28 protein-coding genes are annotated in these 26,084 nt (G+C 39.1%); all 28 read right to left on the bottom strand.

The genetic code is table 11. The features are described 5' to 3' along the window. Positions 1–5: 5 nt before the first annotated feature. The 28 genes from G603_RS0116360 to G603_RS0116230 all read right to left on the bottom strand — a co-directional run bounded on the left by G603_RS0116360 (position 6) and on the right by G603_RS0116230 (position 26,069). Positions 6–602: a VanZ family protein gene (locus G603_RS0116360; protein ID WP_026670895.1), complete on the bottom strand. Its 597-nt coding sequence runs from the start codon at positions 600–602 to the stop codon at positions 6–8. Position 603: 1 nt separating this feature from the next. Beyond that, positions 604–2,046, bottom strand: a complete 1,443-nt coding sequence (locus G603_RS0116355; protein WP_026670894.1) for an FxLYD domain-containing protein — start codon at positions 2,044–2,046, stop codon at positions 604–606. 181 nt (positions 2,047–2,227) lie between these two features. Next, complete coding sequence (locus G603_RS0116350; RefSeq protein WP_026670893.1) at positions 2,228–2,902, bottom strand: HAD hydrolase-like protein; 675 nt, start codon at positions 2,900–2,902, stop codon at positions 2,228–2,230. 25 nt (positions 2,903–2,927) lie between these two features. Next, complete coding sequence (locus tag G603_RS0116345) at positions 2,928–3,746, bottom strand: hypothetical protein (protein WP_155832709.1); 819 nt, start codon at positions 3,744–3,746, stop codon at positions 2,928–2,930. A gap of 647 nt (positions 3,747–4,393) precedes the next feature. Further along, positions 4,394–5,059 carry a DNA/RNA nuclease SfsA gene (gene sfsA / locus G603_RS0116340; RefSeq protein WP_026670891.1) on the bottom strand — a complete coding sequence of 222 codons (666 nt, stop codon included), beginning with the start codon at positions 5,057–5,059 and terminating at the stop codon, positions 4,394–4,396. Positions 5,060–5,072: 13 nt separating this feature from the next. Further along, entirely contained in the window at positions 5,073–5,237 is a 165-nt protein-coding gene (locus tag G603_RS22510; protein ID WP_155832708.1) for a hypothetical protein, read from the bottom strand. A 9-nt stretch (positions 5,238–5,246) separates the two neighbouring features. Further along, on the bottom strand, positions 5,247–7,376 hold the full coding sequence (locus G603_RS0116335; RefSeq protein ID WP_026670890.1) for a DUF7309 domain-containing protein: 2,130 nt from the start codon (positions 7,374–7,376) through the stop codon (positions 5,247–5,249). A 15-nt stretch (positions 7,377–7,391) separates the two neighbouring features. Continuing rightward, positions 7,392–8,366, bottom strand: a complete 975-nt coding sequence (locus tag G603_RS0116330; RefSeq protein WP_026670889.1) for a hypothetical protein — start codon at positions 8,364–8,366, stop codon at positions 7,392–7,394. Positions 8,367–8,458: 92 nt separating this feature from the next. Beyond that, complete coding sequence (locus tag G603_RS0116325; protein ID WP_026670888.1) at positions 8,459–9,229, bottom strand: Fic family protein; 771 nt, start codon at positions 9,227–9,229, stop codon at positions 8,459–8,461. Next, positions 9,226–10,674, bottom strand: a complete 1,449-nt coding sequence (locus tag G603_RS20820; protein WP_035793689.1) for an oligosaccharide flippase family protein — start codon at positions 10,672–10,674, stop codon at positions 9,226–9,228. Before G603_RS20820 ends, G603_RS0116325 begins: the two co-directional genes overlap by 4 nt. Next, on the bottom strand, positions 10,675–11,559 hold the full coding sequence (locus G603_RS20815; RefSeq protein WP_196808092.1) for an ATP-grasp fold amidoligase family protein: 885 nt from the start codon (positions 11,557–11,559) through the stop codon (positions 10,675–10,677). It abuts the gene before it with no gap. 103 nt (positions 11,560–11,662) lie between these two features. Beyond that, entirely contained in the window at positions 11,663–12,886 is a 1,224-nt protein-coding gene (locus tag G603_RS0116310; RefSeq protein WP_026670887.1) for a hypothetical protein, read from the bottom strand. Next, complete coding sequence (locus G603_RS21730; protein ID WP_026670886.1) at positions 12,886–14,052, bottom strand: glycosyltransferase family 4 protein; 1,167 nt, start codon at positions 14,050–14,052, stop codon at positions 12,886–12,888. The genes G603_RS0116310 and G603_RS21730 overlap by 1 nt, the downstream gene beginning before the upstream one ends. Beyond that, the gene (locus G603_RS0116300; protein WP_026670885.1) at positions 14,049–15,227 is read right to left on the bottom strand and encodes a glycosyltransferase family 4 protein; all 1,179 of its coding nucleotides are present in this window, start codon (positions 15,225–15,227) and stop codon (positions 14,049–14,051) included. Before G603_RS0116300 ends, G603_RS21730 begins: the two co-directional genes overlap by 4 nt. Before the next feature lie 16 nt (positions 15,228–15,243). Beyond that, positions 15,244–15,945, bottom strand: coding sequence for a hypothetical protein (locus tag G603_RS0116295; protein ID WP_026670884.1), 702 nt, complete (start codon positions 15,943–15,945; stop codon positions 15,244–15,246). Continuing rightward, a complete protein-coding gene (locus G603_RS0116290) occupies positions 15,938–16,549 on the bottom strand; it encodes a phosphoribosyltransferase family protein (protein WP_026670883.1) in 612 nt (203 codons plus the stop codon). The genes G603_RS0116295 and G603_RS0116290 overlap by 8 nt, the downstream gene beginning before the upstream one ends. Then, entirely contained in the window at positions 16,530–17,441 is a 912-nt protein-coding gene (locus G603_RS0116285) for a radical SAM protein (protein WP_026670882.1), read from the bottom strand. The genes G603_RS0116290 and G603_RS0116285 overlap by 20 nt, the downstream gene beginning before the upstream one ends. A 304-nt stretch (positions 17,442–17,745) precedes the next feature. Further along, positions 17,746–17,976, bottom strand: a complete 231-nt coding sequence (locus G603_RS0116280) for a hypothetical protein (protein WP_026670881.1) — start codon at positions 17,974–17,976, stop codon at positions 17,746–17,748. Positions 17,977–17,979: 3 nt separating this feature from the next. Beyond that, the gene (locus tag G603_RS21725) at positions 17,980–18,612 is read right to left on the bottom strand and encodes a helix-turn-helix domain-containing protein (RefSeq protein ID WP_051208006.1); all 633 of its coding nucleotides are present in this window, start codon (positions 18,610–18,612) and stop codon (positions 17,980–17,982) included. Between the two features lie 71 nt (positions 18,613–18,683). Beyond that, positions 18,684–19,484 (bottom strand): hypothetical protein, encoded by an 801-nt coding sequence (locus G603_RS0116270; protein ID WP_026670880.1) that lies wholly within the window; start codon positions 19,482–19,484, stop codon positions 18,684–18,686. A gap of 237 nt (positions 19,485–19,721) precedes the next feature. Beyond that, on the bottom strand, positions 19,722–20,264 hold the full coding sequence (locus G603_RS20800) for an NUDIX domain-containing protein (RefSeq protein ID WP_035793686.1): 543 nt from the start codon (positions 20,262–20,264) through the stop codon (positions 19,722–19,724). Positions 20,265–20,460: 196 nt separating this feature from the next. Continuing rightward, complete coding sequence (locus G603_RS0116260) at positions 20,461–21,165, bottom strand: sugar transferase (protein WP_051208003.1); 705 nt, start codon at positions 21,163–21,165, stop codon at positions 20,461–20,463. A 138-nt stretch (positions 21,166–21,303) separates the two neighbouring features. Further along, the gene (locus G603_RS0116255; protein WP_026524909.1) at positions 21,304–21,954 is read right to left on the bottom strand and encodes a hypothetical protein; all 651 of its coding nucleotides are present in this window, start codon (positions 21,952–21,954) and stop codon (positions 21,304–21,306) included. Between the two features lie 134 nt (positions 21,955–22,088). Further along, a complete protein-coding gene (locus G603_RS21720) occupies positions 22,089–22,841 on the bottom strand; it encodes a class B sortase (protein WP_207637069.1) in 753 nt (250 codons plus the stop codon). A 55-nt stretch (positions 22,842–22,896) separates the two neighbouring features. Beyond that, positions 22,897–23,949 carry an LCP family protein gene (locus G603_RS0116245; protein ID WP_026670878.1) on the bottom strand — a complete coding sequence of 351 codons (1,053 nt, stop codon included), beginning with the start codon at positions 23,947–23,949 and terminating at the stop codon, positions 22,897–22,899. Positions 23,950–23,951: 2 nt separating this feature from the next. Beyond that, entirely contained in the window at positions 23,952–24,464 is a 513-nt protein-coding gene (locus G603_RS0116240; protein WP_155831014.1) for a hypothetical protein, read from the bottom strand. A 6-nt stretch (positions 24,465–24,470) separates the two neighbouring features. Continuing rightward, on the bottom strand, positions 24,471–25,325 hold the full coding sequence (locus G603_RS0116235) for a polysaccharide biosynthesis tyrosine autokinase (RefSeq protein WP_026670877.1): 855 nt from the start codon (positions 25,323–25,325) through the stop codon (positions 24,471–24,473). A gap of 30 nt (positions 25,326–25,355) precedes the next feature. Next, on the bottom strand, positions 25,356–26,069 hold the full coding sequence (locus G603_RS0116230) for a YveK family protein (RefSeq protein ID WP_026524906.1): 714 nt from the start codon (positions 26,067–26,069) through the stop codon (positions 25,356–25,358). Positions 26,070–26,084: the final 15 nt, after the last annotated feature.

Below are 26,084 nucleotides of genomic sequence, written 5' to 3'. Positions count from 1 at the left end.
GAATGTTAACCTATTTTTACAGATTTGTCAAATTTATTACATATCCAGTGAATAAATAAAAGAATCAGCCAAATGATATAGCCTATGGCACCTCCCGCGGTATTTGTGATCACATCATCCAGCTCAGCGATTCCAAGCCCAAATGAATACTGGATCACCTCGATGCAAAGGGACATCAGCATGCATGCCGGTATGCAAATATACGGCTTACGAAAGATCTTAAATGCGCTTGGCATCAGGATTCCCATAGGAATAAACAGCAGTATGTTTTCTATAAAAAATGCCTTGGTGGTAACGGAATGTCCCCAGCTTGACCAAAGCTGCAGATTCACACCAGAGTACGTATCCGGCTCTCTGCTCATCAGTACGATATAGATAAAAGCCGTTATATAGATCAGCAGCATGAAAACAGCCACTGCATGATCCATCCCCAGCCTTCGCTCTTTTTTCAAAAGCTCACAAATAATCGAATACAGCAAATAGACCGCCCCGTAAACCAGAGCGATCGCAAAGCCTACACCTGCATATCCACTTACATGACTAATATCTTCAAGGATTCGTATAAAAACGTCCTTATTTTCCGCAAAAAATTCCAAAATCATATCATTTAACTACAGTATCCCTGGCATAAATTATGCATTGCACAATATTCGAGCGCTGCTCTCTTGTAAGAACATAGCTTACGCCAAAGCTCTTTGTCGCTCCCGAATAAAAATCCGTGATAGAATCACGGCATGCTGCAATAGCATTACCTCTTCTATCAAGCGCAATAACTGTAACAGGGATAAAATCTATATTTTTCTCGGTCGCATTTGTAACATTTGCTGACAGAGTAAAATAGCCCTTGTTGTTACTTCCATATACTATCTTGTCAATATCGTAGTCTATCTTCGGATCGTCGGCACATTTCTGAACGTCCAGCATCGGCATGATGAAATACTCATTCACCTTGTATAAGGAAAGTCCGGGATACTGCGGCTTTTCAGGCTCTGCCTCTTCAGACTCTTCTGCATTTGCATCTTCAAGGACAGTTCCCAGTCCGCCATCTTCTGTTGCAGAGTCATCTTCCTCTTCGGCATTTTCAGTATCTTCAGCATCTTCTTCCGTCTCATCTGATGAAGCGGATGCATCTGATTTACTGTCAGCACTTTTAGAAGACTTATCGTCCTCACTGCTGCCATCGCTTGACGCATCTGCTGCGGCAAGATAAATCTGCGACTTCACAAACTGTGTATCAAGTCTTGCATCATCCAGCTTAGTTCCGCTGTCTTCGCTTGAAGAATCAGATGAACTGCCATCTATTGAGGTTCCTGCATCTGCTCCGCCGCTTTCACCGGACTCTGCATTTTCACTGTTTGCATCGCCATCGCCGTTATCAACGTCTCTGATTCCAAGAGCCTTTTCAAGCTCATCGATATCAACTGCATTTACATCTTCGCCGTTTTCGATAGTACCCTCAATGGTATCGCCGCTCATGGCATCAAGAACTTCACCGGAAAGGTCACCCTCTTCGATAGTGACACTGTCCTCTTTTGTCTTGATCTGACCGTAAGGCACATAGAAGAATCCCTTTTCACCGGGTGCGATCACATCCGGTACAGCTCTTACATAATCGTAGGAATCCACCACGTTAAGAGTTCTGTCTTCTATATTAAATACTGATCCGCTACCAAGATAAAGATTGCCTGATCCGATATTTTCCACGGTCACAACCGCATGAAAACCTGAGTATGAACCATCATCCTCATAGACGAAGTTCGTGCCTGTTATTCTGTAATCTATGTTCTCAACAGCTGATCCGCCTGCTGATATAGCGTTTGAACCGGTCTCGCCGTTTATGTTTTCTTCGGTTCCGTATCTGAAAATCCAATTGCCATCACTGTCATAATAAGCAGAGTTATCAAGCTCCTCTTCCTCCGACGCTTCCCTCTCAACGGTCTGGACGATGGGCTTGGGATTATACTTGTTATACATATAATATGCACCAAAAATAAAACCACACACCAGCGTTATAATCAGTGCAAAAGATGTAATTGCGTATTTCATGACATTCCCCTCAGACATAGATTAGTGATAAAAACCACTCTACACATAAAATGGTAGCAAACATCTACATTTATAGCAATGCAAAACACATTTTATTCATATATATATCGGCACATTTTGCCGATATTTAAACCCCATTGAAGAAAATCCTGCAGTATTTGCGGTGGTTTCAGGGCGTTTATTATGCATGCAAAAATGCATAAAGCTCATCCATGCTGTTTACTATGGTAAGAGCGCCGTCTTTTATCATCTGCTCTTTATCGCCAAAGCCCCAACCTACGCAGATTGTGGGAATACCGCACTCCGCTGCGCCAAGGATGTCGTAGGAGGTATCGCCGATCATTACAGTGTTGTGCTTCTCAATAGTTGTAGCATCTGAGCCATCTGTAGCGCTTTCAATTTTCTTCTGAAGATATTTGATAACATCCTCTTTGGTCTCGCGGCTGCCATCCATGGTAGAGCCTGCGATCTCATCAAAATACTTTGTCATATCAAAATGATCAAGAACCTCAAGTGCTGTCTTTTCAGGCTTGGAGGTCGCTACATAGAGCATGAAGCCTTCGCTTTTTAATTTCTGCAAAAGCTCTATCATGCCGGGATAGGGGCTGTTTTCAAACTTACCAACAGTGTTGTAGCGTTCTCTGTAAACCTTGATAGCTCTTTCTTTTTCGCTTTCCGGTATGCCGCCTCTTACAAGACTGCCCCCAAGAGGTGGTCCAATAAAAGTCTGCAACAGGCTCTGGTCCGGCTGCGGATATCCCATTTTTTCAAAAGCATAGTGAAAACACTTAAAGATGCCCTCCGATGAATCTGTAAGCGTACCGTCTAAATCAAATAGTAAATTCTTGTATTTCATAATCTCCTCTGTCCATTTTCCTGCGTTAATTCATGCGATTAAGGAAGTCATTTATATTAAACTCTTTTCCTGTTCTGTCCGCATAAATCTCATCAAAGCTTCTATTCTGATCCTTCGGATCAAAGTCCACATCTTTGGCGTGTGCTTTCATGGCATCATCATCAGATAAAAGCTCGTAGGCCATGTTGTGAATCACCCACTCGTAGGCCATATCCTCAGCTGTTCTATAGGATTCCATATCTCTGCCATGAACAGGTTTTTCATCAATCAGAGCCTGACAAATAATAATCATATCACTTTCATTATTAATCTTGTAGGAATTCCTGATTTTCCAGTTATCCGTTATGTACTCAGCGCTGTATTGCTCGCCGTCATATGTAAATGTGTAGCTCGCTCCGTTCCCATCGACGTCAGTAAGGTTTATGTCTGCGGTGGATGTAAGGAGACCGGATGAAGTCTGGAGGGATTCGTCAGATGACGAAACATTTTCAGTTATGTTAGTTGTTACTGAATCCTCCACTGTCGATGATGCCCCATATGATTCTTCTTCATTCTCTTCTTCATTTATTTCTGCAGAATCCTTTGACTGCACTTCAGCTTCTAATTGTCCGCCCCGCTCTTCGAGCTCTGATTTTTCTCCCTGCTCTGCCTCTCCATAAACTTCAACAGAGACTTCTTTCTCATCCGATTTTGTTTTTACTTCCACTTCTGCACTCTCATCGCCATTATTCTCACTCTGAATATGCGTCCATAGTTCTGCGTTTTCGTTATTAGCCTGCCTTCCGCAACCGGTGGCTATTATCATTGTTGTTATTACCAACAACTGTACTAATCTTTTTTTCATTACTACTGATTTATCCTTAAATAAAATAAAATATAATGTATCATATCCTGCTGAAAGGCCTTCAAAGTCGGATGTCTTGGACACGTAAATGAAAGTCCAGATGAATGCTACGTGTCGAAGTAGCTAAGTCATCCTGCCATATTCTCAACAAAATCACGCATATGTATGCTTTATGAACTTCTGCGTGTCGATATTTTCCGAAAACGACACGCACCTTATGAGTTTTCTTGACCTTACGTGTTGGCCTCAAAACTGCTATAAAGCAGAATAAGAAAAAATCTCAAAATGCGTCACCGACTTATATACACTGGCCATTCACTGACACGCATATTGAATCACATAAAGTTATGCGCGTGTCGGAGTTAAGTCCCACGGACACGCATATTAACAACATAAATCCGCATGCGTGCCAAAATCTGCCACAACTGACACGTATAATGCAGCTATGAATCAGTATAGGATACCGAATTTCATCAGAAATTCGGCATCCGTAATGGACCAGGCTTTCACGAAGTGAAAGGCGTGTCTGCTGAACGCAGATTTCCGAACGATTTTTCCTTGTTATCGTTCGGAAAGTCATACGTATCGGATGTAAATATCCTCCGCAAAATCCAAGCTACCCAACCGTCTCTCCCGCAAGATCAAGACTATCTCTCAACCTCTTCCGTAATCTCCAGGCTATCCTCAGTGACTCTACATAGATAAAAGATCACCTTAACACCTGCTGCCCTTGCTTCCTCAAAAGCTGCAGCGAACTCAGGATCCGTAGCCATATTTGGTCTCACCTCGGTTATGCCCTCGCCCTGGATAACAAAAGCTACTGCTGTCTGATAACCCTCAGAGATAGCTCCAGCCAGCTCTCTAAGGTGCTTCGCTCCGCGCTCTGTGGGAGCATCAGGAAAGTACCCCACACCATCTATAAAAAGTGTGCAGCCCTTAACTTCCATCAGGTATTTTTCATCACCCTTCTCCATATAAAAATCAATTCGGGAATCGCCGTATTTATATTCAGGCTTTACGAAGCTATACTCATTTTTACTAAGCAGCCACTCTCTGACAACAGCATTTGGTGCCTGCGAATCTATGTTGATCAGGCGTCCGTCTTTTTCTACAGCCACAAGGTCAAAGGTAGTTTTTCTCTCAGGATTGGATGCCTTTTCCAAAAGCACCCTGCATCCCGGAATCAAAAGCTCCCTGCATCTGCCTGTATTTTTCACATGAACAGCAATCTCTTCCCCATCAAGCATCACCTTTGCTATAAACCTATTTGGGCGGGATATGAATTTCGCCTCAGAAATTGCATCATATTGCATTTAAAATTCTCCGTTACTGATAATACTCCTCCGGAATCTTCATAGATGCTATGCAAAGATCCCTGTCAGTTCTCTCCCATATCTTCCGAACTGTGTCCGTCATTTTCCTGGCGTCGCAGACATAGACAAGTGCATTTCCAAGCTTTGAATATGTCGTTCTGTGTAACCGGCATAGCATCCCCCTGCACTAAAACTTTTTAATCACTTTCTCCATAGCTTTTAACGGACATAGTACTAGCTGAATCCCAAAGTTACTGGTCAGCCACTTCACATCGAGCATACCTTTTTCAACGAGAGATATTACTGTATCTGATGAAAAAGGACAATCCTCCGGAAATTCACAGTCATCGCTTTTTGTAAGTCGCATGCATGTCTTTAGCAGTTTCTTCTCATCCTCATTAAGAAAACTTACCATCTCATTTGGTTTTCGTATTATCCTGTCAGTAATTATGTCGACCAGAACATCTTTTTTTGCTCCACTGTTCACCAAAAGTCCCAGCTCCCCGACCATATACTCAAGAGTCTGCTTTTTGCACATGGAGACTACATCTCTGGTGCGCTGCACCCATTCAGAGGTAATGATTATATCTAACTCTTCAAGAGTATCCTCATCAAACTGCCCCTCACCAAATGCATCCAAAACTCTCTGTATTTTCTGCTTCTGAGAAGATAGTTTTTCTTCCTCCGGAACAAGGCCGTAAAAATCTCCATTCATAAGGTTCTCAGATATCTTGCTCTTAGCATATTCCATGAAATCTGCTTCTGATCTGGACGCAGCTTCCAACGCTTCATCCATATCCATCCCAAGGAAATTCATCATTTCCTCGATTTCTCTGTCAGTTTCCGGATTGTCTACATATTCATAAAATTCTGAGACTATTGGCGTATCACCTAATGTAATCTCTATTCCGCACACCTTGCAAACATCTGATATCATGTTTGAAATCATGATATCTTTTACAACTATCGACTTCGGTTTTCCATGTGATAAAATCGCATTTGCCAGAAGGTTACAAGCTTCCTCTTCTTTGATCATGGACGGTTCTATCATCATACGGGCAATTATGATTTCATTTTTTCTGGAAGCAATAAGCGCGGTTGGCATAAGAAGCGGTTTTGAGAATTCTTCATCCTGAACTATTCCTCCGCTAATCTGCATATCCAGTTCCCATGTATCGTTATTCTTTTTTGCTTTCTTCAACTTGGTTGTATTGCTATCAACTACCATCTGCGGAGCCACAAATAGTTTTTCCTTCTCAGGTAGCTTCTTTATTCCAAACTCGAAATCTCCACCCTTTGACTCATATGAAAAAATAGTAAAATTGTCTCTGATCTCATTTATATTTTCCTTGCATCTATCGAGAGTCTCCAGCAAAAGAGTCAAAAATTCCGTACATATTCTTACTTCTTTTCCATCAAGTATATATGGTGCAAACCCGGGGGAATACTTATCAAAATAGATATATGATCTCTTTCCCCGAAACTTAAGTCCAAGCTTCTTAATCAGTTCTTCATGTCCGGGAGACAAATCCTCTTTATCTCCAATCCACATATTTATGCTGTTTTGCCCAAGTATTACATGCGAGTCTTCTATCCCATAATGGTCCGTTAAGACCATTCTTCTCATCTGACTATATCCTTCATCACCAAGATATAGAGAAAATCCGTATTCCATTCCGCCATTACCCATGATAATGAATTCACCAAAAACCTCATCATCAAAACGGATTTCCACAACATCTGAGTTCATCATATAAGTCCAGGGTTTCTTCTTTTTAAACTCAAAAGCAAGTTTGTAAAGCTTCTCCCATTCCTCTTTGGTCGCCTCTTCTCTTGTTCCTGCCGGATAATCTGCCGTTTCATCACTGTCTATTATCTCGAAATACTCATCATAAAAACTGTCATCAGCATATTCATCATCCCAGTCTTCACCCGGATACTGCTCCACCTCTCCAGAGCTTTCTATGACTTTCACAGGAATGAAGCCCTTTTCATCGATAGCATCTTCTACCGTTATAAGGAATGTCCAATCATCGCCATAATCATAGTTCAGCCTGAAAACTGAACCTTTCCTTATTCCTGTTGAATAAAGCTTCACGTTAGTTTTCTTGCCACTCCCAAATTCCGACTTCATTCTCTCATAAACAACGCCATCTATTTCAAAATCATAAAGATGATCGTAATCAAAACTAACAGAATTAAGTATGGCAATACAAAGGTCATCCAGAGTGGACGTTCCGCCAATTTCTATTTTTCTCATCACCCCATGGGTATAATACGTCCCGCCAACAAGCTCTATTTTCAAAATGTATTTCATTACATGTCTCCTCTATTATCTAACCAGTTCTTTGTATACCTCTTTAAGACTATCCCTTGGAACCACTTTGCCCTTTACCGCCTTTTCGTAAGTTCTAATCCACAAAGGACTATAATCATCATAGAAACGGATTGTATCGAGAATACAATATAATACGATCTCCTTGCTGCGCTCTTTCGCATGAAGCCAGTAGTACTTAACACCATCGTCACCCTCTCCAAGCGATATGCTTATTCCAAGTACCAGATTACAGAGCTCATTGATATGCTCTTCAATATAATACTTTCTATCTGAGTATTTCTTCACACTCAGCAATTCATCTTCATACTTATCCACCAGCTGCTGCGCCATCTCGATAGCCTTGTATTTCATATCTGAGGTAGGCAACGCATCAACCAGAATACATTCAAGAATAATATGCAACGTATTCCGATCAAGGAAAACTGATGTCGCATCATGAATCAGATTCTTTATTTTCTCATCAGAATAATCTGAAGCAAGAAACCGAGTTACCACCATTTTATAAAAATCCTGCTGAGAAATACCTATTGCGTTAAATGGATCCTCGGATGGAAACATATAATAGCCACAACCGCGGCAAAGGCATTTATACAATCTATCTATCAAATCAGCTGCTTCCTGCGCATCACTGCCATCCAAGGGCACCTTGATCAGCTGCTTAACATAGTTTTTAACCTCAAATCTCCACTTGGACCTTTTAGCCTTTGGCACCACTCTGTTAGGTGCCACATAGTAATTCATGAAAACATTATCTAAAAAAATCTCCATTTCTGTTTTAAGAGAATCAAAATCAATATCTTCTACTTTCTTATGTACTTTTATATCCCTATGCTCGAGGATGTCATCTATTACCTGATCAAGATCTTCTTTTTTTGCTTTTGGAACCTGCTTATAAACTTCAGCTATAATCTTCTCAAGATCTGAATGTTCTGCATTTGCGATTTTGCCCCGTAATTCATTAATCTTCATGTAAGTATTTCCTTCACATCTCCATTTTCATTGTGTACATAAATCTTTTATACCAATATTGCAAACTCTTATAGTTCCTGCCATATTGCCTCTTATATACAAATAAACTCCTCACCCTTCGGGCTTGTTCTTGTCCAAGTCTTAACCATCTGCTCTTTCAGAAAGGCAACAAAGCCATCGATCTTGTCAGTATGATCAAATACCTCAAGTGCCATATAATAAGTTTCCTTATCTTCATCAAAAAGGATTATGGGCGGCACATCATTTATCATAAGGATATAATTGAGAAGTGTCCTACCAACTCTTCCGTTACCATCTGCAAAAGCATGTATCCTCTCAAAGCTGCAATTGAACCAGGCTGCTGCCTTCAGAACCTTCTCAGCATCATCAAACTGATACCCATTAAGTTCATCACAAATAAATCGAACTTCTTCTGGCACATCCTCCGGCATAACTCCAACAGAAAGCCCTACGCCATAATAATTCTTCTTATAGGTTCCCGGGCGTTCTCCCTTTTGCCATCTGCTCTCATCATAACAGCCATGGCATAGGATTTCCTGCACATTTAGAATAAGGTTCTCTGATACCTTCTCTCTTGCAAGAATCTTATCTTTCAAAAAAACATAACAAGCTCTCTGATTCTCAGCTTCAAAAAGTGCTCTCAGATCTCCTGTATATCCAACAACCTTACCATTCTCAAATATCTCTCTGGTCTGATGGATTGACACCCCTGCGCCTTCTATCTTGTTGGAGTGGTATGCAAATAAAACCCTGAAATCCCCTAAAAGTACATCAAGGTCTGCTTCTGATTGTATGCTTTTTAATTTCCATTTGGAAAGAATATCTGAGTAAGTAGTTGTCATATTTTTTCCTTTTTAACAGAGTTGTTTCCCTGATAATGTATCTTTATTTTACCAAACCATAATACTCCAAGCACAGCCAGATAAAACAAGCCGCATATCACTATTTTAAACAATAATGAAAGAATGTCATTACCCAGAATAACCGGAGAATAATTACTAAACACCGCATACATCAATACCCCTGCCAAAACAAAGGGTAGCGAATTAATTATGTTTCTGCCAATGTGAGCTTCCTTATAAACACTTACAGCCTGAACAACGCACACCACTATCTCTGCAGCCAGTGTTCCTATCGCTGCCCCCACCGAAGCAAAACCGGGAATGAGAATCAAATTCAATATTAGATTCACTGCAGCACCGGTAAAAAGCGATATGATAAAAAGCCTATCTTTCTTCCTTGGAAGAAGGAACTGCGTCCGGATAACATTCGCAAATGCCAAGAATAGGCAGCTTGGCAGGATTATGTTAAACAGCGTTACACACTTATCAAACCCTTCTCCAAAAAATAATGGCACAAACTCTTTCGAAACCGTCATTATTCCGATACAAACTGAAGATGAAATAAACATTACAAATGCAATGGATTTATCAAAAATAGTTTCTGCTTCCGAATTATCATTTCCATGAGAAAGAATGTTGGACATTCTGGGTAACATTACCGTCCCAAGCGCTGTAATAAGCGCAAGCGGTACTTTGATGATATTCTCACAGCTATGATAATACCCAAGTTCCTGCTCACTGGCCATTAGTCCAAGCATTATTTTGTCCATTGTCTTATAAACACTGACAGCAATCGTCGGTAAAAACAAAATCAGGTTGGGTTTTATATGGACGATTATGTCCTGATACTTGGGTTTTACATAACTTATTCTTTTTTTCAGTATCGGTATTGATACAACCTGACTGATAAAAAAGCCGTTGCAATAAATAAGTGAATACTTCCATACATCAGATTCGTCTTTAACAAATGCAAATATACAAGCAGCAGTCAATACCTTGACCGAGATATCTCTTATAGAAGTAACTTTAAATTCTTCAAGGCCATATAATGCCCAAGTAAGATCAATCCCCCCCGCCATCACAACAAGCAGAAAAATAAAAGAAAGAGTTTTATCTGATGACAGAAATATACAATACATCAAATATATCACAGACATACTGCATCCCATGAAAAACTGAAATGCATATATTTCAAAAAATGTTTTTGATAACTCATGCTGATCATCTTTTACATAAGCTATTGTTCGATTACCATAATTATGTAATCCCAGTCTTATAAAAATATAAAAATAATATGCTACGGAATAGGAAAAGGCATATTTCCCCATTCCGTCAGCATGAAGAACTCTGGTCAAATATGGTAATGTGATTAAAGGAATGATTATTCCTGAGAGTTGAAACAATGCATTATATATAAAATTTGATTTTATTTTTTCATTAGCCATTCAAATCCCCGAACTAAGATCCCATTGATCCCCCAAAATCCTATCAAATTCATCAGGCACAAATATGCACAGTCCGCTGGCATTGGTAAATGTCATCTCTCCAAAGTACACCTTGCCCTCTACGTTATAAAAATCAACTCGCACATGAGAAAAACCTTTTGATAAAGTCTCTGCCAGCTCCACCATTTCCCAATACTTATCCGGCGGCGGCAGTTGCTCCTTTATAGGCTTATAATCAGCACGATAATAGGGCATCAGCTTGTAATCCCTATCAAAGAAACCAAGCCTCCCTTCAGAATGGTTGACCGTATAATCAATCATTGTATAAGAGCAAAAAACCTTACCGTCAAAACAAAAAAACTTATAATCAGGAAGATCCTCTTCACCTTCAGGAATCATGAACTTCTCTATATAAAGCTTAGGTTTGATGTCCCTATATTGCATTTCAAATGTATTAAATGCAAAATTATGAGACAACCATGAATTCAACCTTTTTTTTATCTCTGCAACATCCAAATTATTCTTATCATTAACAACAATATTATATCCACAACCGTGATTAGCCTTGATAACAAATCTATCCGGTAACCCATCAAAATCTATTTCATCTGCAGAACTATATACATCTCCCACCGTAGGAATTAAATATTCTTCCCCAATCCTACCTTTCACCCATTCTCTCACCTTGACCTTATCCGCCAGATCAGTGATAATAGGATCTCTCCTATTCAGCTTTGACCATTGTATTTTCTCAGTATATGTCTGAGGATTAGTCAGATTGCAAAATCTCCCCATCATCTTTTTGTATTTATACTGGATAAATGCTGGATATAAAAACTCCGGTAGATGGCTCTTTACATAGTAGTTAAAAGCGCGTACGCCCATTTTATGCATCTCCATAATGTTGTAACCTCAACTCCCTAAATTGTTTATAATCTGCATTTTCCAATAGCCTATAAGCTATAAAAAAATGCCCATATATCATTAGCTACTGTAACCTAACTATATATCTTACTGAAGGAGTATCACTTTCTTCCACTAATACTTGCCTATAAATTATTGTAGCCATTGCAATCAAAAAAATGTTATGTGCCAAAGTATACAATCCTTTTTCCATGATTCCATATATTGAATATATAAAGAACAACATGACTAATGTATAGTTCCCGGTTCTAAAAAAGCTGTACATAGAATAAATAAGTAATACGCTAAATAAAATGTATATTATTACTCCATATCTCATCAAAATAGACATATACGCATTATCTAAATAAAATTGATGAAAAATGCCCACATAATGCTTATCTTTGACGAGTGTTGATATCGGCTGTCCAAACAATGTTAATCCATAATACCTGTATACTGCCGATCCACAAGAGAATCTAAATGACAATAATTTGTTTATTGTTTTCATTAAATGATTATTTCTCACATAAAAAATGGACAAATATATACTCGACACATTTATTATCACACTTCCGACTATTACTAATTTGAACACAGTAGATGCTACTTTTTTACTCTTTTTCATTGAATTTCTAATAATCATAAAAATCAATAATAAAATAAGTCCAATATAAGCAGTTTGAGAATAAGTAACTCTATAAGTAAATATAACAAGAAAGAGATTCAATAAATAATCTCCAACATTAAACATTCTGTTTCTATGAATAAAATAATGACATCCCATATACTGAAACAACTTAATACCCAATTGGTTTGGATGAGAAAATCCCATAGAATGCCTAATAATCCCACTTCGGTACATAGTATAATCATGAAGCATGCCGGCGCCACAAAGAATCATAATCACCGGAATTAGTATCAATGAAATAATCAAGACAATTCTTATAGTTTTATTTAAATCCGTATTCTTTGAAGCAACGACAAACATAATAAGCGACACCATAACTCTGTCGTGTGACTGTATTGTCGCAAATGCAACAGGTAGCGAAATAAATGCAATAATCAATAATTCATTCACTGAATACTTTTGCAAAAAACATATCTTTACAATCAATAATACAAAAACCAAGACACTAATATAAAAATTTATATCCGCATTCTGTATCTCCATAATATTGTTTAATGCCGAATTACAATATCCCAGTAAATCAGTATTAAAGACAATCTCAGTCGTATACCATAATGCAAAAATATAATAAAACAAATATGATGATATTTTTTCTTTGTATGTCATAGTTTCTTTCATTATTTATCTCTGTTATAAGGTTCACATATTTTATTAAAATACTCCATGCCCTTATCGTATTCCGAAAAGGTCTCCATACACGTATGTATATTGTGCCTTATCTGCTCTTTTTCTGATTCCGATGCATCTAAGCAAATTTTTACTTTTTCTACAAGCATATCTACATTTCTCGGTTTAACCAAATAACCATTAATCCCATCCTCTATTATTCCATCTATTCCCTCACCTTCGCTTCCTATTGGAATACATCCCTGCATCATAGCTTCCAAATACACTAAGCCCAAGGTTTCTCTCTCACTGACCATGATAAAAAAATCAGCATTTCCTAATTGTTTTATCAATTCCTCTCTGGACACCTTACCGCAAAAACGAAAGCATGCACTATCCAGTTGCCTTTCTGCCTGTCGTTTTAGCAAATCTTCGCATATTCCATCACCGTATATATCAAAAGTAAAGGAATAACCTTCTCTCTGAACAATTGACAATGCTTTTATAATATCATTAACTCGTTTTCGTCTTATGAATTTGCCTGCATATATAATCCTATTTCTTATCCGATTATTATTAGTATTAGAGGCACTCGGGACCCCCGAGTAAATTACATCCTTTGATAACGCATTTAAGCCCTTATGCTCAAAGAAATCCCTTATAGCTCTAGATCTTGTAAAGTATTTATCATAAATCCCTATTACTAAATCTGAACATTTCTTTTTCTTCTCCCAAAAAATCACATCTGTACTATGAAAAACAGCAACCTTTGGCTTATCCATAAAAATCTCCGATACTACGTATGCGGAGCAAATTGGTACGTGAGCCACAACAACATCTGGCTCAAAATCAATTCTATGTAAAAAGTCTTCTATAAACTCATGTATTCTCTTACTTTGACACTTCAGAACCACCGGTCCCTGTTTTGGCATTTTCTGAACTTCGATAAGCCCAACTTTAACACCATCCACTTCGTAGAAATACCCATCCTTATACTTCCTTGCTTGGGAAGATAAGTATCTCCACACGTACTTGATTGATTGCAAATAAATATCAACCACAACAACATTATGTTCTCTTGCCCATGGGCGAACAAGATAATGAATCGCACTAGTGTCATGTATCAATTCTTTGCGCCCTTCTATATGGTATAGTGGGGTTATAAGCAATACATTCATAGTTTTCTCTTCTCATTTATTAGATTCTCATACAATTCATATACACTATTTGCATTTTGTTCTCTTGAAAATCTTTTTGCTGCTATTTGCTGGGCTAACTTTCCTATCGTCCTTATTTGCCTTTTATTGTTACATATATTGGTAATAACTCTGGCCAAATCTGCTGCATCATTATTTTTAAAGAGGAATCCTGAAACGCCATCATCAACAAGCTCAGGATTTGCCCCGGAATTGGATGCGATAACGCACAATCCAGACAGCATATATTCAATAGTAGCCCTTCCAAATCCTTCATTATTAGAACACATCATACCTACATCATATCGAGATAATGCTTTTTCGATTGATGTATCATATGCGCAGAAAGATATTGCTTCTTCTATTCCTTCGTGTTTAATATATCTTTCTAGTCTACGTTTGTATCCCATTTCTGAATTACCATAGAAATCTACATGAATCTGTTCTCTGTATTCTTTTGGTAACATGGCTATAGCTCTTAGAAGGATAATCTGTCCTTTATGCACCGCAAGCCTTCCTATCATAATTATCCTGATAATATTACCTACATCGTTTGTCCTATTTGCATAAAATCGTTTCACATCAATACCGTTATAAACCCTATGTATCTTTTCTCCTTCAATACCACTTTTTTCCCATTCACTTTTTACCATATCTGATATAGCTATAAATGCGTCGGTATTTTGATTCATAAAGCTAATAAAATTGTGTCTAAATGAATAGTATCGATTTTTCTCACTTGGTTCCCTAAGATGCCATACATGAGGTACTCCATGTCTACCGGATAAAATAGCTCCAATGTCATCACGATTCACATTTGAGTGAATTATATCTATACAATTAAAATCAATTACCCGCTCTATACTTTTTATTGCCATATATCCAACCAATACATATCGACAATAAAGATATGGCAGGAGCAAAAATTTAACTAATCGTATTTCAATAGTATTCCCTTTTTGTAAATAGAATGGCTTATAATTTATTACGTAGCTTTCATATCCTTTGCTCTGTGCAAACTCAAGATATTTCCCATTTTTCGCTGTCAAAATAATAGGTTCAACAGAATGATTTTCAGCAAGAGTTTCCACCATTTCACAAAATGAATTATATGCGCCTCCATATTCGGGAACATCAGGAATAAAAACCACTCTCATGCTAATACTCTCCGCATTATATAATTACCGCACTAATTCCGTTTCTTCGTGCATTAAATAAATCAGTTCGAACATTATCACCTATGTGAAGTACTCTGCATTTTGGATTATCAATCTTAATTCTTTCAAATAGCTTTCCAGTGGCCTTTGAATCCTTGCGTTCACTGGATAAATAAATCTCTTCATAACCACTATAATTATTTTTTTCTAAAATTCTTTTTATTACATTTCCTGACAAATACATATCTGACGTAATAATTATTTTTTTATGATTACGCAGAGCATATTCATACAACCTTTTTCCGGTTTCCAATGTAATAGCGTCCGCTTCCTCCATCTGCTCTTCAAGTTTTATAGCTTCAAGTTTTTCTTTTTGGGGTATAAACTCCATATTATTATAGATTTGAAAAAGAGTTATCTCCTCTTTTCCATTCTCACTTCTCGCCTTTCGTTCTGCTGAAATTCTACCAAAAACAAATGTATCTTTATCCACACTGTTTTGCTTCTGTTCAGCATTTTCACCAAGCTTATAAAAGACCGCTTGAGGTCTACCACTCTCTCGGCATATCAAAGTGTCGTATAAATCAAATGAAACAACATCAGCACCATCAATTTTAGCCTCGATACTCTTTTCCGTTTTGCGAAAGCAAATACGTAATAATCTCTTTGCTATTTCTTTTAAATGTTGTTTGAAAATTGTTTTTTTTAATTCATCCATGTTCTTCATTCCAAACGCGTAAATCATTCAAGAAATCATTATACTCATCTGATTTTCTCGAAGTAGCCGTTATTACAAGTTTATTAAAAAATCTATAATAATCCGTTTTAAAAGTTTTCATACTATAATCACAAACGGTATATCCAGCCACCTTTATTTCTGCACCTTTAAAAAGTTTATTTAAACCATCATAGGCACACTTAATAGACCACCCTGTATCCACTGCATCATCCACCAATAATATTTTTCTTACATTCTTATCCTGCAGCTCTGACAATCTTTCAGGTATTATAAGATTTCTCTCATGGTTCTTTCCATGCAGATAGAATTTAAGCGGAGAACTGATGATTACTTTTACAATAGGCATAGGAATCATTTTCTTTATAGCATTAGATTTGTTTTTTATTTTATCCCCTGCGCGCTTTGCTTTTACATAATAAAGCGGCTTATCCATCGCATATGCTATGGCTTTCCCAAATAGAAATCCACTATCAGCTACAAATACGACTATATCCGGCACAAATTCCTTTTCTATTTCATCTGCCCACTTTTGGCAATCTTCTTCTACTTCTTTTCTTCTTTTCTCAATTACCTTTATTCTCATTCTTTAACTGCTCCGCAACAGGAATAGGCACATATTCATCGGTACCTTCATTGCAATAATTACACGCCACCAGGTATCTTTTTTGATTCAGTTCATATATTTCTTTTCGTATTTGGTCCCTTTCTTTATCTTTTGTAAAATCTACATATTCGCTTTCAACATCAGGGATTCCCAGTTTTGTCCCAAATGCAGCTCTAGGGCAAAAATATAATCTTCCGTCATGAAGGTTTCTGCATATCTCACCGCAATTCGCAAATTGTTTCTTTAATTCTTGCTTATTGCGCCCTCTGAAATGCAAGTCGCCCGGATCAAACCAATTCTTTTCATCCGAACCACGAATTACACAATTTATTTCTTCCTGATCACATAATGCCTTAATCTCATCTCGTTTACGTGACAACTCTCCATAATCACTGATTTGTATCTTAAGTTTAGGATTTTTCAATGTATTTAATAAATCCTTTGGTGGCACTATAGTCCCATTTGTCACTATTTCAACAGTCTTTATCTTGTCGTTATTTAGTGCTTCCTCAATAACCGGTTTTAAATTCGGATACAGGAAAGGTTCTCCGCCAAGAATTCTAAATATCTGAATAGCGTCAATGGTTTCAAATAGTTTTCTTTCATATTTCAATAAATCTTCTGTTTGAAAATCTCTTGGCTTTTCAAAATACGGCATCATAAATACACAGTTCTTACACCGTAAGTTACACCTTTGTGTAACCGGAAGTTCTACATGATATAAATATAAGTATCTCCCAAACTTATATAAAATCATGCAGGCAAACCTATAAAATGGAAAAAGCCTTGCTCTCAAAACTTCTCTTTTAACCCCTATATGTTTGCCTTTTTCAGCAAAATAATAAATTACTTTCAGTAATCGTTCTTTCATATGTCAACCCATTATTATCATCAAGAAAAATCAACCATCATTCTCTTTTAGCTACTAAATACAAAAGCGGCATCCACACCTTGGAGCATCCAGGCGCGCTGCCGCTAAACTAATCGTTATGTATGCCCCCAAAATCTAAACTCTTTTCATAAAGTTTATGCACCAAATTCTCTTGGTGCAAATCATAAGAAAATCCCCATAGAATAAGTCGTTCTATAGGGATATTATACGCTAAATATGGGCATTTGTCATGGAAATATGCTGTATATTGAGCGATAGGATCCTCCATATACATACTGATAATTTACAACTCAAACAACTCTGAATGATTCTCTATATAACTATATATTTTTTCTCTTATAGTTTTCTTTTGAATAATATCACCGGTTTCATGTTCATGCTTTTGAATGTTATAGATTTCAGTAAAATTCTCTTTCCGAATTATTACAACAGGATCTGAATAAAAAAGCGTTCCCTCCTTTTCCAGTACACAAAGCTCATATCCAAGCATTCTTTTTATTACTATACACGCCATTTACTACTCCCAATCTGGCAACACTTCGATTTTCTTTTTATTCCACATATCCAAAAGCAGGGCCCTGTTATCATTAAGCCATTCATCAATAACAGGACGCACATACTCAGAAAAGTTGCCTTCGATAAGCCCCTTTTGGATGTCGATTGTTCCTGTAATATCATCATCAATATAGTACACTACAAGCGAAGGCTTTCCTTCAAAATTCGAATCCATAAACATTTCAATATCGTTGAACTCTGCTATCTTTTCCAGAGAATCGGATTCTTTGCGCGTCCTCCTGCCATTACCATATTTGGACAGTGTCTTCTTTGCGTAGTCAAGAAGATGCTCACGGTCAAGCCATTCCATATCATTAAATATTTCCAATAATTCTCGTTCTTTGGTTCCACTTGGAATAACCATAAAATCCACACCCCTTCCTCTTTTGCTGTCTTCAGTAACTCCTGAAAGAAGGTATTCCGGAGTTACTTCCAGAGCAGCACATATGCACATTATTTTGTCTGATCCGGGATTAGTATTTTTCTTTTTCCAATTACTTATAGTATTGGTTGCAATACCCGTTCTACGCGAAAACTCTCGCTGAGTCATATTCTTTTCTTCCAGTAAATAAAAAACTCTTTGACCTATTGTCATAAATACCTCCGGATAAAAACATCGTTAATTACGAATATTATACTGACAAACTAATGCGCAAGCAAGGCAAGTCACCCTTCAATCTTAAGTCTCTTCCACGATTTCGAAATAGTCCTCGTCTTATCCTTCTTAGGCTTTGTGAATTTCAGTGCTCCTGATGAAATTTTGCCGGTTACAGACTGGCGACATTCAGGACACAGAATCACTACTCTGCCGGTTTTCGGTGTGTACTTGTAATAGTACTTCTTCTTATCGTGCTTTTTTGAAAATGGCGCCGTTTTACCGGTTACCGTCTGCTTATGTACACCACATACCTTGCAGGTCCGCAACTGGGTCAGCGTTAAAACTCTGCCTTTAACCGAGACTGAACCAATGGACCATTCGCCATACTTATGCTTCTTCGCCTGAATAGCCTTCGATTCTCCAATCGCGCCGCAGTTCTTACAAATTTGTTGCTTTAATCCTTCTTCTGCGCAGGTTGATTCCCTTGTGGTAGTCCATAAAAAGCTATGATTTTTCCTCGCTATTTCCTCTGTGTCCACCACAGCATTACAATTCTTGCAGACATAGGACTTAATACCCTCCGCGCTGCAAGTTGCATCCTTTGTCTTCTCCCACTTACACTTGTGTTCTTTTTTCTCTATGTTCTCTGTCTCTAAGACCTTTTCACAGTCCTGACAAATCCTGATCCTTTTGCCTTCTTTACTGCAGGTGGGTTTTATGAGATCAACCCATTCATAATCCTCATGTTCGCAGCTTTCTGCATGTACCGTAGAAGCCGGCATTACAGGGGCAAAGAAAAAAATCGCACAGGAAAGGCAGGCAGCTACGGCAGCACGCTTAAATACACGGGCTGCTTTTTTGATATTCATTTAAAAATAATCCTCCGTTTCATAAATAATTTTTCATTAAAATAATCCCGGGATTTACTGCCGCTTATATAGCAGCAGACACGTCAAGAAAAGACGCAAGAAAAAAGATATCACCTGAGCATCTGCCAGGCAATACCTTTTAATAAAACCTTAAGAATATATTGAAATCCTAAGAAAGCCTTAAGAATCATACGATTCCGATCACACAATTCCCATCAGTCAAACTGCACTTTCCAATCAGTCTGCCATTACTTTCCCGATCGCATCCATAAAAATCTCCTCATGATCAAAGGCCAGATCTGATAAAGACAGCACGATTCCATCACAACTAAGAGTATACTTACCGCCATCCTCTGAAATTGTAAACCACTTTGCATCCTCAGCATCGTCGCCGGCGATGGGGCGAACTTTGTTTTCGTCAACTACCGCAAGGTATGCTGCGGATACTGTCCAGTCTCTTGGATCTCGGCCGGGCTTGCTGTAAAGGCCCACCAGAGTAAGTACCTTGGCATCCATTCGGATTCCCGTCTCCTCCTCAAGCTCTCTTGATGCAGTCTCTTCTATCTTCTCACCCTGCTGTGTAAAACCTCCGGGCAGAGCCCATTTTCCGATATAGGGATGATTTCCTCTTCTGATAAGAAGGATCTTTCTTGCGCCTTCACTTTTGGTAATTATGCAGATATCCGCTGTAAGTGAAGGCTTCTTCCACTTATCCGGATTATAATCCTTTAAATACTCCTCTTCTGTAAGTCCGTTTTTATCTCTTAAAATCTCACTCATAACTTCATAATCCTTTCCCGGAGGCAGTCTCTTTCTTACCTCACATTTTCCATTCTACCACTTGAAAACCAATCTCAAAATCTCCTGCCCGATATTTATTTGTTAATCAACTGCTAAACTGCGCTAAATAATCCGCTCAGAACGCAAAATCGCCGGGACCATAATTATATGTCCCGGCGGTTAATCATTTTATTTTTTAATATGCGCCATCTGATTTAAATACAACTGGAATAGTTTTAAGAATCAGCTTTATATCTGTCGCAATACTCATATCGCTTATATACTTAAGATCCAATTCAACCCATTCATCCCATTTAATATTTGCACGTCCGCCTACCTGCCAGTAACAGGTAAGACCCGGTTTAACGATGAGCCTTTGCTTTTCATAAGCATTGCACTCTTCCATCTGGTTTACCAGAATAGGTCTTGGTCCGACAATACTCATATCACCTTTGATGATGTTCAGGAGCTGCGGAAGCTCGTCAATTGAGTACTTTCTAATGAACTTACCAACATGTGTGATTCTGGGGTCATCCTTAATCTTAAATGCATGTCCTGTCTGTTCATTCTGTGCCTGCATACGCTGGAACTGTGATTCGGCATTCTTGTACATACTTCGGAACTTGTAAATCTTAAATGGCTTTAAGTCCTTGCCGGCTCTCTCCTGAGTGAAGAACACCGGTCCTCCGTCCTCTAAGAGAATTGCTATGGCTGTTATCAAAAATATGGGAGACAACACAATCAAGGCAAAACTACTGGCTACTACATCGAAAGCCCTCTTTATTCCCTTGTAAATGTTTGCCTTGTGATCATAAACTTCCTGATAGATCAAATTGATGATCTTTCTACCGGAGGCTTCAATGATATCCTGTTCCTGTCTAACTAAAGCGGTATCATTCATATTATTCCCCTCATATGCCGATGTTCCGGCACCTTTCTCTGTAAAGAAAAAGATTAAAAAACTAACAAAACTTAAAAACCAAATTCCTCATCCTTGAGAATTAGCTGCCCATCTTAGGCACCTTAAAGCTCTCAGATATTAGTTCATCTTGATAAAAGCAAAGGTTCCTGCCTTATTAACTGTCACGATTACATGGCCTTCTCTTACTTCATCAACCTGTACTTCGTTCCATGTGCCATTTGCGCCAAGCTGATAAACCTTGTAGATGTCGCCGTTATGAGCGCCATATACCTTGAAGTCTACCTGTGCCTTAGAAAAACGAACACCGGGAGCGTAGGTCTCAACCACGTTCTTTACAGATCCGCCGATCTGAGCAGCCAGGATCTTGGCTGATGAAACCTTGGCACTTGTGGTCTCTCTCATTACGAAAGTAGCCCTTGTCTTAACTCCGCAGATAACCAACTTGCCACCCTGTCCTACAGGAATAACATCGCAAAGTCCGGGAGCATTCATAACTGTGTTGATGAAAGGCGGCTCAGCAACTGTAGTAGAGCTGCTTGTTCCTGATGATGTATTCTTAATTGTAACCTTAGGTGTCTTAGCACTTGTGCCCTTAACGGTTATACGAATGTTGTAATTATTAGTAGTATTGTTCGTATTGTTTGTTGTGTAATAGTTGTACGTGTTATAAGAATTCGTCACCTGATAAGCAGTAGGCGAATTAGCCGCAAGCACCGGCATAGAAAATGTAAATGCTCCCACCAACACTAAAGCTAATATCTTTTTCATAACACTGACCCCTTTCTGCGCTTTCGCGCACAGTACTCATAAGATAACTCTGGTTATATTTTATCAAAAATACGATTAATTCACTACTTAAAAAACAATAAAATATGCATAAACAAGCTATTTATTCAATCAGTTTATTGATAATCCTGCTCCATATCACGGTTTATGGTACCTGCAGCATCGCCGATCATGCATCCTACCACAACCCACTGCTTCGATGGATCCTTTGGATCTGTTGTCGTAAGCGTTACAAGGAAGTTCTCAGGGTCAACGCCCTGCTCCCATCCTTCTCTGATATTCGTAGCCGTTGTCCAGTCCCTCTTCATCTCTGTCAGAAACTGTTCACATCCATCATATTCAGTAAAATCATATTTTTCCAAAATGTTCGTGTTCTCTCTTTGATAGGCTGTCCAAATCTCGTATTCAAGAACATTTCCATCTATGAAAATTGCAAATTTATCATGCTCGTTAAAATACTTCTCATCGGAAAAATTCCAAAGATCCGAGAACATATCCCCATCGCTTGTGGTCTTCCCATGAATGACCGTATTAAAATCCGTCATGTCCATCAGATTCGCAGCGCCAATATAAATACCGCCCTTGTCGCTTTCTGAAAAGCCCGTGCAATCATGGTTCTCATAATAGCCATCATCACCATCCACGCTTTGAGCAATAGGATAATCGATATTAGTACCCGGAATATAAATCCATCCAAATATATCCGGATTCTGAGCAATCACACTTTGCACTTCAACGCTTCCATCCGTCGCCGTCTCACCCATGGTGCCGGCAGCTCCCGAATCTGAAGTTCCTGTTTGACTTTTACATGACGTAAGAATAACCGCCATGCTCATACCTATTAGAAATAGTCCCCCGCAGGAAAGCATTCTAGACGCTTTCCGTAAATGATATCGGCTCATTTTCTCAAAACCTTAACCTTTTTCACTTAACTTTTTCATAAAAAATGTCTAAAAACTGCTCATACATGGCATCCTGATCCGGGTAGAACTCCTCAAACTGTTCTCCCATCACAGTCTCGCCTTTCAGCAGATAAAAATTATCCATGCTAAAGCTGAATTTTGAAACAGTAGTCACCAGATATGAAAGCTCATCCACAGACACATCTGTTACCATCTGCTTACTAATCGCATTGTAAATATCGATGGCGATGGTGGGATTACTCTCCGTCGCTTCGATGACCTTGTTTATAAAAGCAACAAGATACTTCTTTTGTCTTGATAACCTCTTGTCGGCAGATCCAAATTCCTTGGTGTCTCTGCCCTGTAAAAATGCAAATGCCTGCTCACCCTCAAGATGAACAGTCTCGCCTGCCTTAAACTCAAAATCCCTGGTAGTAAAATCATATTCGGGCGTTATATCAACGCCGCCCACCGCATCATTTATTGTGGTGATAGCGCTCATATTTATGGCTGCATAGCCATGAATCGGCAGCTCATAGAACAGATTACTTACCGCTCTTTTTTCAAGCTCACAGGACTCCTCAAGACCGTTTCCAAAACCATGCTGCACAGCTATCTGCGCAGGATATGTGGTCACATAATTGCCATAGGCATCATAAATATCCACATCCGTCATGGTGTTTCTGTTAATTCCGATGACTTTCGTAGTCTTGTCGTGAGGATTAAAAACCAAAAGGAACAGAGCATCCGCCTGTCCGCCATTTATCTCGCCGTAGACCTCCTTAACCTCATCATCCATCTTGTCTATTCCCATGATGAGGAAGGTCATAATATCTTCGTTGTAGTCGTATATGGTGCCGTTATGCTTAATCCAGTCATCTTCCCACTTAAGCTCTTCCTCTTCTTCCTTGGTAGGAGCCTCCGTACTTGTGGCCATAGGAGTATTAACCACCTTCTTTGCAAAAAGATTACTTTTGCCAAAGAACTTGGTCAGCTCAAATATGCCAAGTCCGATGAGAACCACCGTAACCACTATGGCCCATATAAGTAAAAACTTATTTATGCGACCCTTCATAGTTAATTCCCCGTAGTCTGCTCCTGTTCACCATCAGTAGAAGCTGCTTCTCCGGAATTCTCTGTCTGACCCTCTGTACCTGCCTCTTCAAGGGAATTCCCGTAGCCTTCCACAGTACCAATTGAAAACATCGACTCATTTTCAGGATAAAGAACCTCTTCCTCCGGAACTATACCCTTAAGATCATTTATGTCCGCAGGAAAAACTCTTGACTGCTTTGTAACATTACCGGACAGATCGCTCACTGCATAGTAAACAACCGCCGTCTCCTGCTCCTCGTCAAGAATGGTTTTCTCAACTACTATGCGACTCGTAAGATCTCCATCCACATCATCTCTGGCCATAACCCCGTTCAAAAGGTCTGCCTCTTTTGTGGATGAATTATAAGTAAGCTCCATAGCCACGAATCGCATCTCCGGCGGAGTCCTGTCCGACATGTTGTAAAACCACATGATAAGCACGGCAAGACCCACGCTTCCTATTGTCAAAAAGAATGCAACTATATTGCTCTTCAACTTTCTTTAGTCCTTTCTGATCACGCCATCGACATAATCCAGTTCATCAAGATCCGCATGCATAGGTCCTCTTCTTGGACCTGATCTGTCCAGTCCGCTGGCAGCTGTCTTCCTCTTGGGGCTGCCACCTGTCATGGAATTATCCATACTATCCTTGCCATAGTATCTTCCGTAGTATTTACCGTAATACTTGCCATAATATTTTCCGTAATGGCCGTAAACACCGCCGCTCATATCCACCTTGTTCAGCACAGCGCCGATAACCTTGGCACCGGCCTTATCAAGCTGCCCCTTTACCTTCTGGGCAAAGCGATAACTGATGGCATTGTCCTCTACCACCATAATCGTTCCATCACACTGTTTGGCAATAACCGCAGCATCAATTACGCTTCCAAGAGGCGGCGTATCGACAATGATATAGTCAAAAACAGACTTCATGTTATCGAGAATCTTGCTGAAGATCTCACCGCCCAAAAGCTCACTGGGGTTAGGCGGAATAGGTCCTGAAAAAATAACATACAGGTTTGGCGTATCCGTTTCGCAGATAACATTAGAGAGCTTCTCTCGTCCCACAAGACAATGAGTAAGGCCAAGTCTTACAGAGCCTGTCTTATATCTGCCTACCATGACAGACTTTCTCATGTCAGCATCTACAAGCACTGTCTTTTTGCCCGCTTCCGCAAAAGCTCTCGCAAGTGCCATTGACACACTGGACTTACCCTCTCCGGGAGTACAGCTTGTAACGGAAATAGCTCTCACATCCTGCCCGCTGAATTCAACGTTACTTCGCAGTGTCTTATATGCTTCTTTTATCTGATAATTATTTTCAGCCTCGCTGAAATGCAAAGTGGTCTGCTGCATACATTGCTCCTTTAAAAATCGGAAGTTCTATCAGCTCTTCTTTTTCCTCTTCTTGCTGTTCTGATCCTCGGTTATGGCAGGTATCATGGCAAGTGTGGATAGTCCTAAATATGCCTCGATATCATCACTTGATTTGATTGTATCGTCCATAAGATAGCCAAGGATTATAATTGCAGATACCACAAGCACAGCTGCCAGGCCGCCTATCATGCCCCATCTCTTGGCACTTGGGCTGTACTTCTCTGTAGGCATATTTGCAAGCTCTGCTATGTTAATGGCATCAATATCCATAACGTTCTGAATATGTTTGGATGCAACCTCTCGTACGCAGTTGGCTTCCTTCATGGCCATCATGGGGTCCGAATCCCTGACAGTGATGGCAACGATACGTGTATCATCAGGAGTTCCAATGGATACATAATCACTGAACTCGTCATAGTCCATATCAAGATGCAGAGTCTGAATAACCTCCTCAAGAACGTAGCGGCTCTTAATAAGCTGCGCGTAATCCTGAGTCAGCTGTGTAGAAATCTGCACGTCGGAATAGGTAACCGTAGCACCCTCTTCTTTATTCAAAATATAAATCTTAGTGGTGGATGAATATAAAGGAGTAAGCACAAACTTACTGATAAAAAGACACAAAAGTGCAAAGAATACGCCGGAGCTGATGATCAGCCAGGCCTTCCCCAATAAGACTGCGAATAATTCGCCAAGATTAATTTCGATTACGTCGTCTTTTCCCATACACCCCTCAACAGA

The sequence above is a fragment of the Butyrivibrio sp. AE3006 genome, from assembly GCF_000424165.1.
In the GTDB taxonomy this organism is placed as follows: Bacteria; Bacillota; Clostridia; order Lachnospirales; family Lachnospiraceae; genus Butyrivibrio.
Note: the sequence above shows the minus strand (reverse complement) of the source record. Positions and strands in the feature narration are given on the sequence as shown.

Bases quoted from the DNA above. Each gene is read 5' to 3' on its own strand.
- G603_RS0116360 (WP_026670895.1), bottom strand. From the start codon at position 602: ATGATTTTGGAATTTTTTGCGGAAAATAAGGACGTTTTTATACGAATC.
- G603_RS21730 (WP_026670886.1), bottom strand. From the start codon at position 14,052: ATGAATGTATTGCTTATAACCCCACTATACCATATAGAAGGGCGCAAA.
- sfsA (WP_026670891.1), bottom strand. From the start codon at position 5,059: ATGCAATATGATGCAATTTCTGAGGCGAAATTCATATCCCGCCCAAAT.
- G603_RS22510 (WP_155832708.1), bottom strand. From the start codon at position 5,237: ATGCTATGCCGGTTACACAGAACGACATATTCAAAGCTTGGAAATGCA.
- G603_RS21720 (WP_207637069.1), bottom strand. From the start codon at position 22,841: ATGCTTTCCTGCGGGGGACTATTTCTAATAGGTATGAGCATGGCGGTT.
- G603_RS21725 (WP_051208006.1), bottom strand. From the start codon at position 18,612: ATGACAATAGGTCAAAGAGTTTTTTATTTACTGGAAGAAAAGAATATG.
- G603_RS0116230 (WP_026524906.1), bottom strand. From the start codon at position 26,069: ATGGGAAAAGACGACGTAATCGAAATTAATCTTGGCGAATTATTCGCA.
- G603_RS0116290 (WP_026670883.1), bottom strand. From the start codon at position 16,549: ATGAGAATAAAGGTAATTGAGAAAAGAAGAAAAGAAGTAGAAGAAGAT.
- G603_RS0116335 (WP_026670890.1), bottom strand. From the start codon at position 7,376: ATGAAATACATTTTGAAAATAGAGCTTGTTGGCGGGACGTATTATACC.
- G603_RS0116310 (WP_026670887.1), bottom strand. From the start codon at position 12,886: ATGAAAGAAACTATGACATACAAAGAAAAAATATCATCATATTTGTTT.
- G603_RS0116350 (WP_026670893.1), bottom strand. From the start codon at position 2,902: ATGAAATACAAGAATTTACTATTTGATTTAGACGGTACGCTTACAGAT.
- G603_RS20820 (WP_035793689.1), bottom strand. From the start codon at position 10,674: ATGGCTAATGAAAAAATAAAATCAAATTTTATATATAATGCATTGTTT.
- G603_RS0116235 (WP_026670877.1), bottom strand. From the start codon at position 25,325: ATGCAGCAGACCACTTTGCATTTCAGCGAGGCTGAAAATAATTATCAG.
- G603_RS0116345 (WP_155832709.1), bottom strand. From the start codon at position 3,746: ATGAAAAAAAGATTAGTACAGTTGTTGGTAATAACAACAATGATAATA.
- G603_RS0116255 (WP_026524909.1), bottom strand. From the start codon at position 21,954: ATGAAAAAGATATTAGCTTTAGTGTTGGTGGGAGCATTTACATTTTCT.
- G603_RS0116300 (WP_026670885.1), bottom strand. From the start codon at position 15,227: ATGAGAGTGGTTTTTATTCCTGATGTTCCCGAATATGGAGGCGCATAT.
- G603_RS0116325 (WP_026670888.1), bottom strand. From the start codon at position 9,229: ATGACAACTACTTACTCAGATATTCTTTCCAAATGGAAATTAAAAAGC.
- G603_RS0116355 (WP_026670894.1), bottom strand. From the start codon at position 2,046: ATGAAATACGCAATTACATCTTTTGCACTGATTATAACGCTGGTGTGT.
- G603_RS0116285 (WP_026670882.1), bottom strand. From the start codon at position 17,441: ATGAAAGAACGATTACTGAAAGTAATTTATTATTTTGCTGAAAAAGGC.
- G603_RS0116280 (WP_026670881.1), bottom strand. From the start codon at position 17,976: ATGGCGTGTATAGTAATAAAAAGAATGCTTGGATATGAGCTTTGTGTA.
- G603_RS0116270 (WP_026670880.1), bottom strand. From the start codon at position 19,484: ATGAATATCAAAAAAGCAGCCCGTGTATTTAAGCGTGCTGCCGTAGCT.
- G603_RS20815 (WP_196808092.1), bottom strand. From the start codon at position 11,559: ATGGGCGTACGCGCTTTTAACTACTATGTAAAGAGCCATCTACCGGAG.
- G603_RS0116245 (WP_026670878.1), bottom strand. From the start codon at position 23,949: ATGAAGGGTCGCATAAATAAGTTTTTACTTATATGGGCCATAGTGGTT.
- G603_RS0116260 (WP_051208003.1), bottom strand. From the start codon at position 21,165: ATGAATGATACCGCTTTAGTTAGACAGGAACAGGATATCATTGAAGCC.
- G603_RS20800 (WP_035793686.1), bottom strand. From the start codon at position 20,264: ATGAGTGAGATTTTAAGAGATAAAAACGGACTTACAGAAGAGGAGTAT.
- G603_RS0116330 (WP_026670889.1), bottom strand. From the start codon at position 8,366: ATGAAGATTAATGAATTACGGGGCAAAATCGCAAATGCAGAACATTCA.
- G603_RS0116295 (WP_026670884.1), bottom strand. From the start codon at position 15,945: ATGGATGAATTAAAAAAAACAATTTTCAAACAACATTTAAAAGAAATA.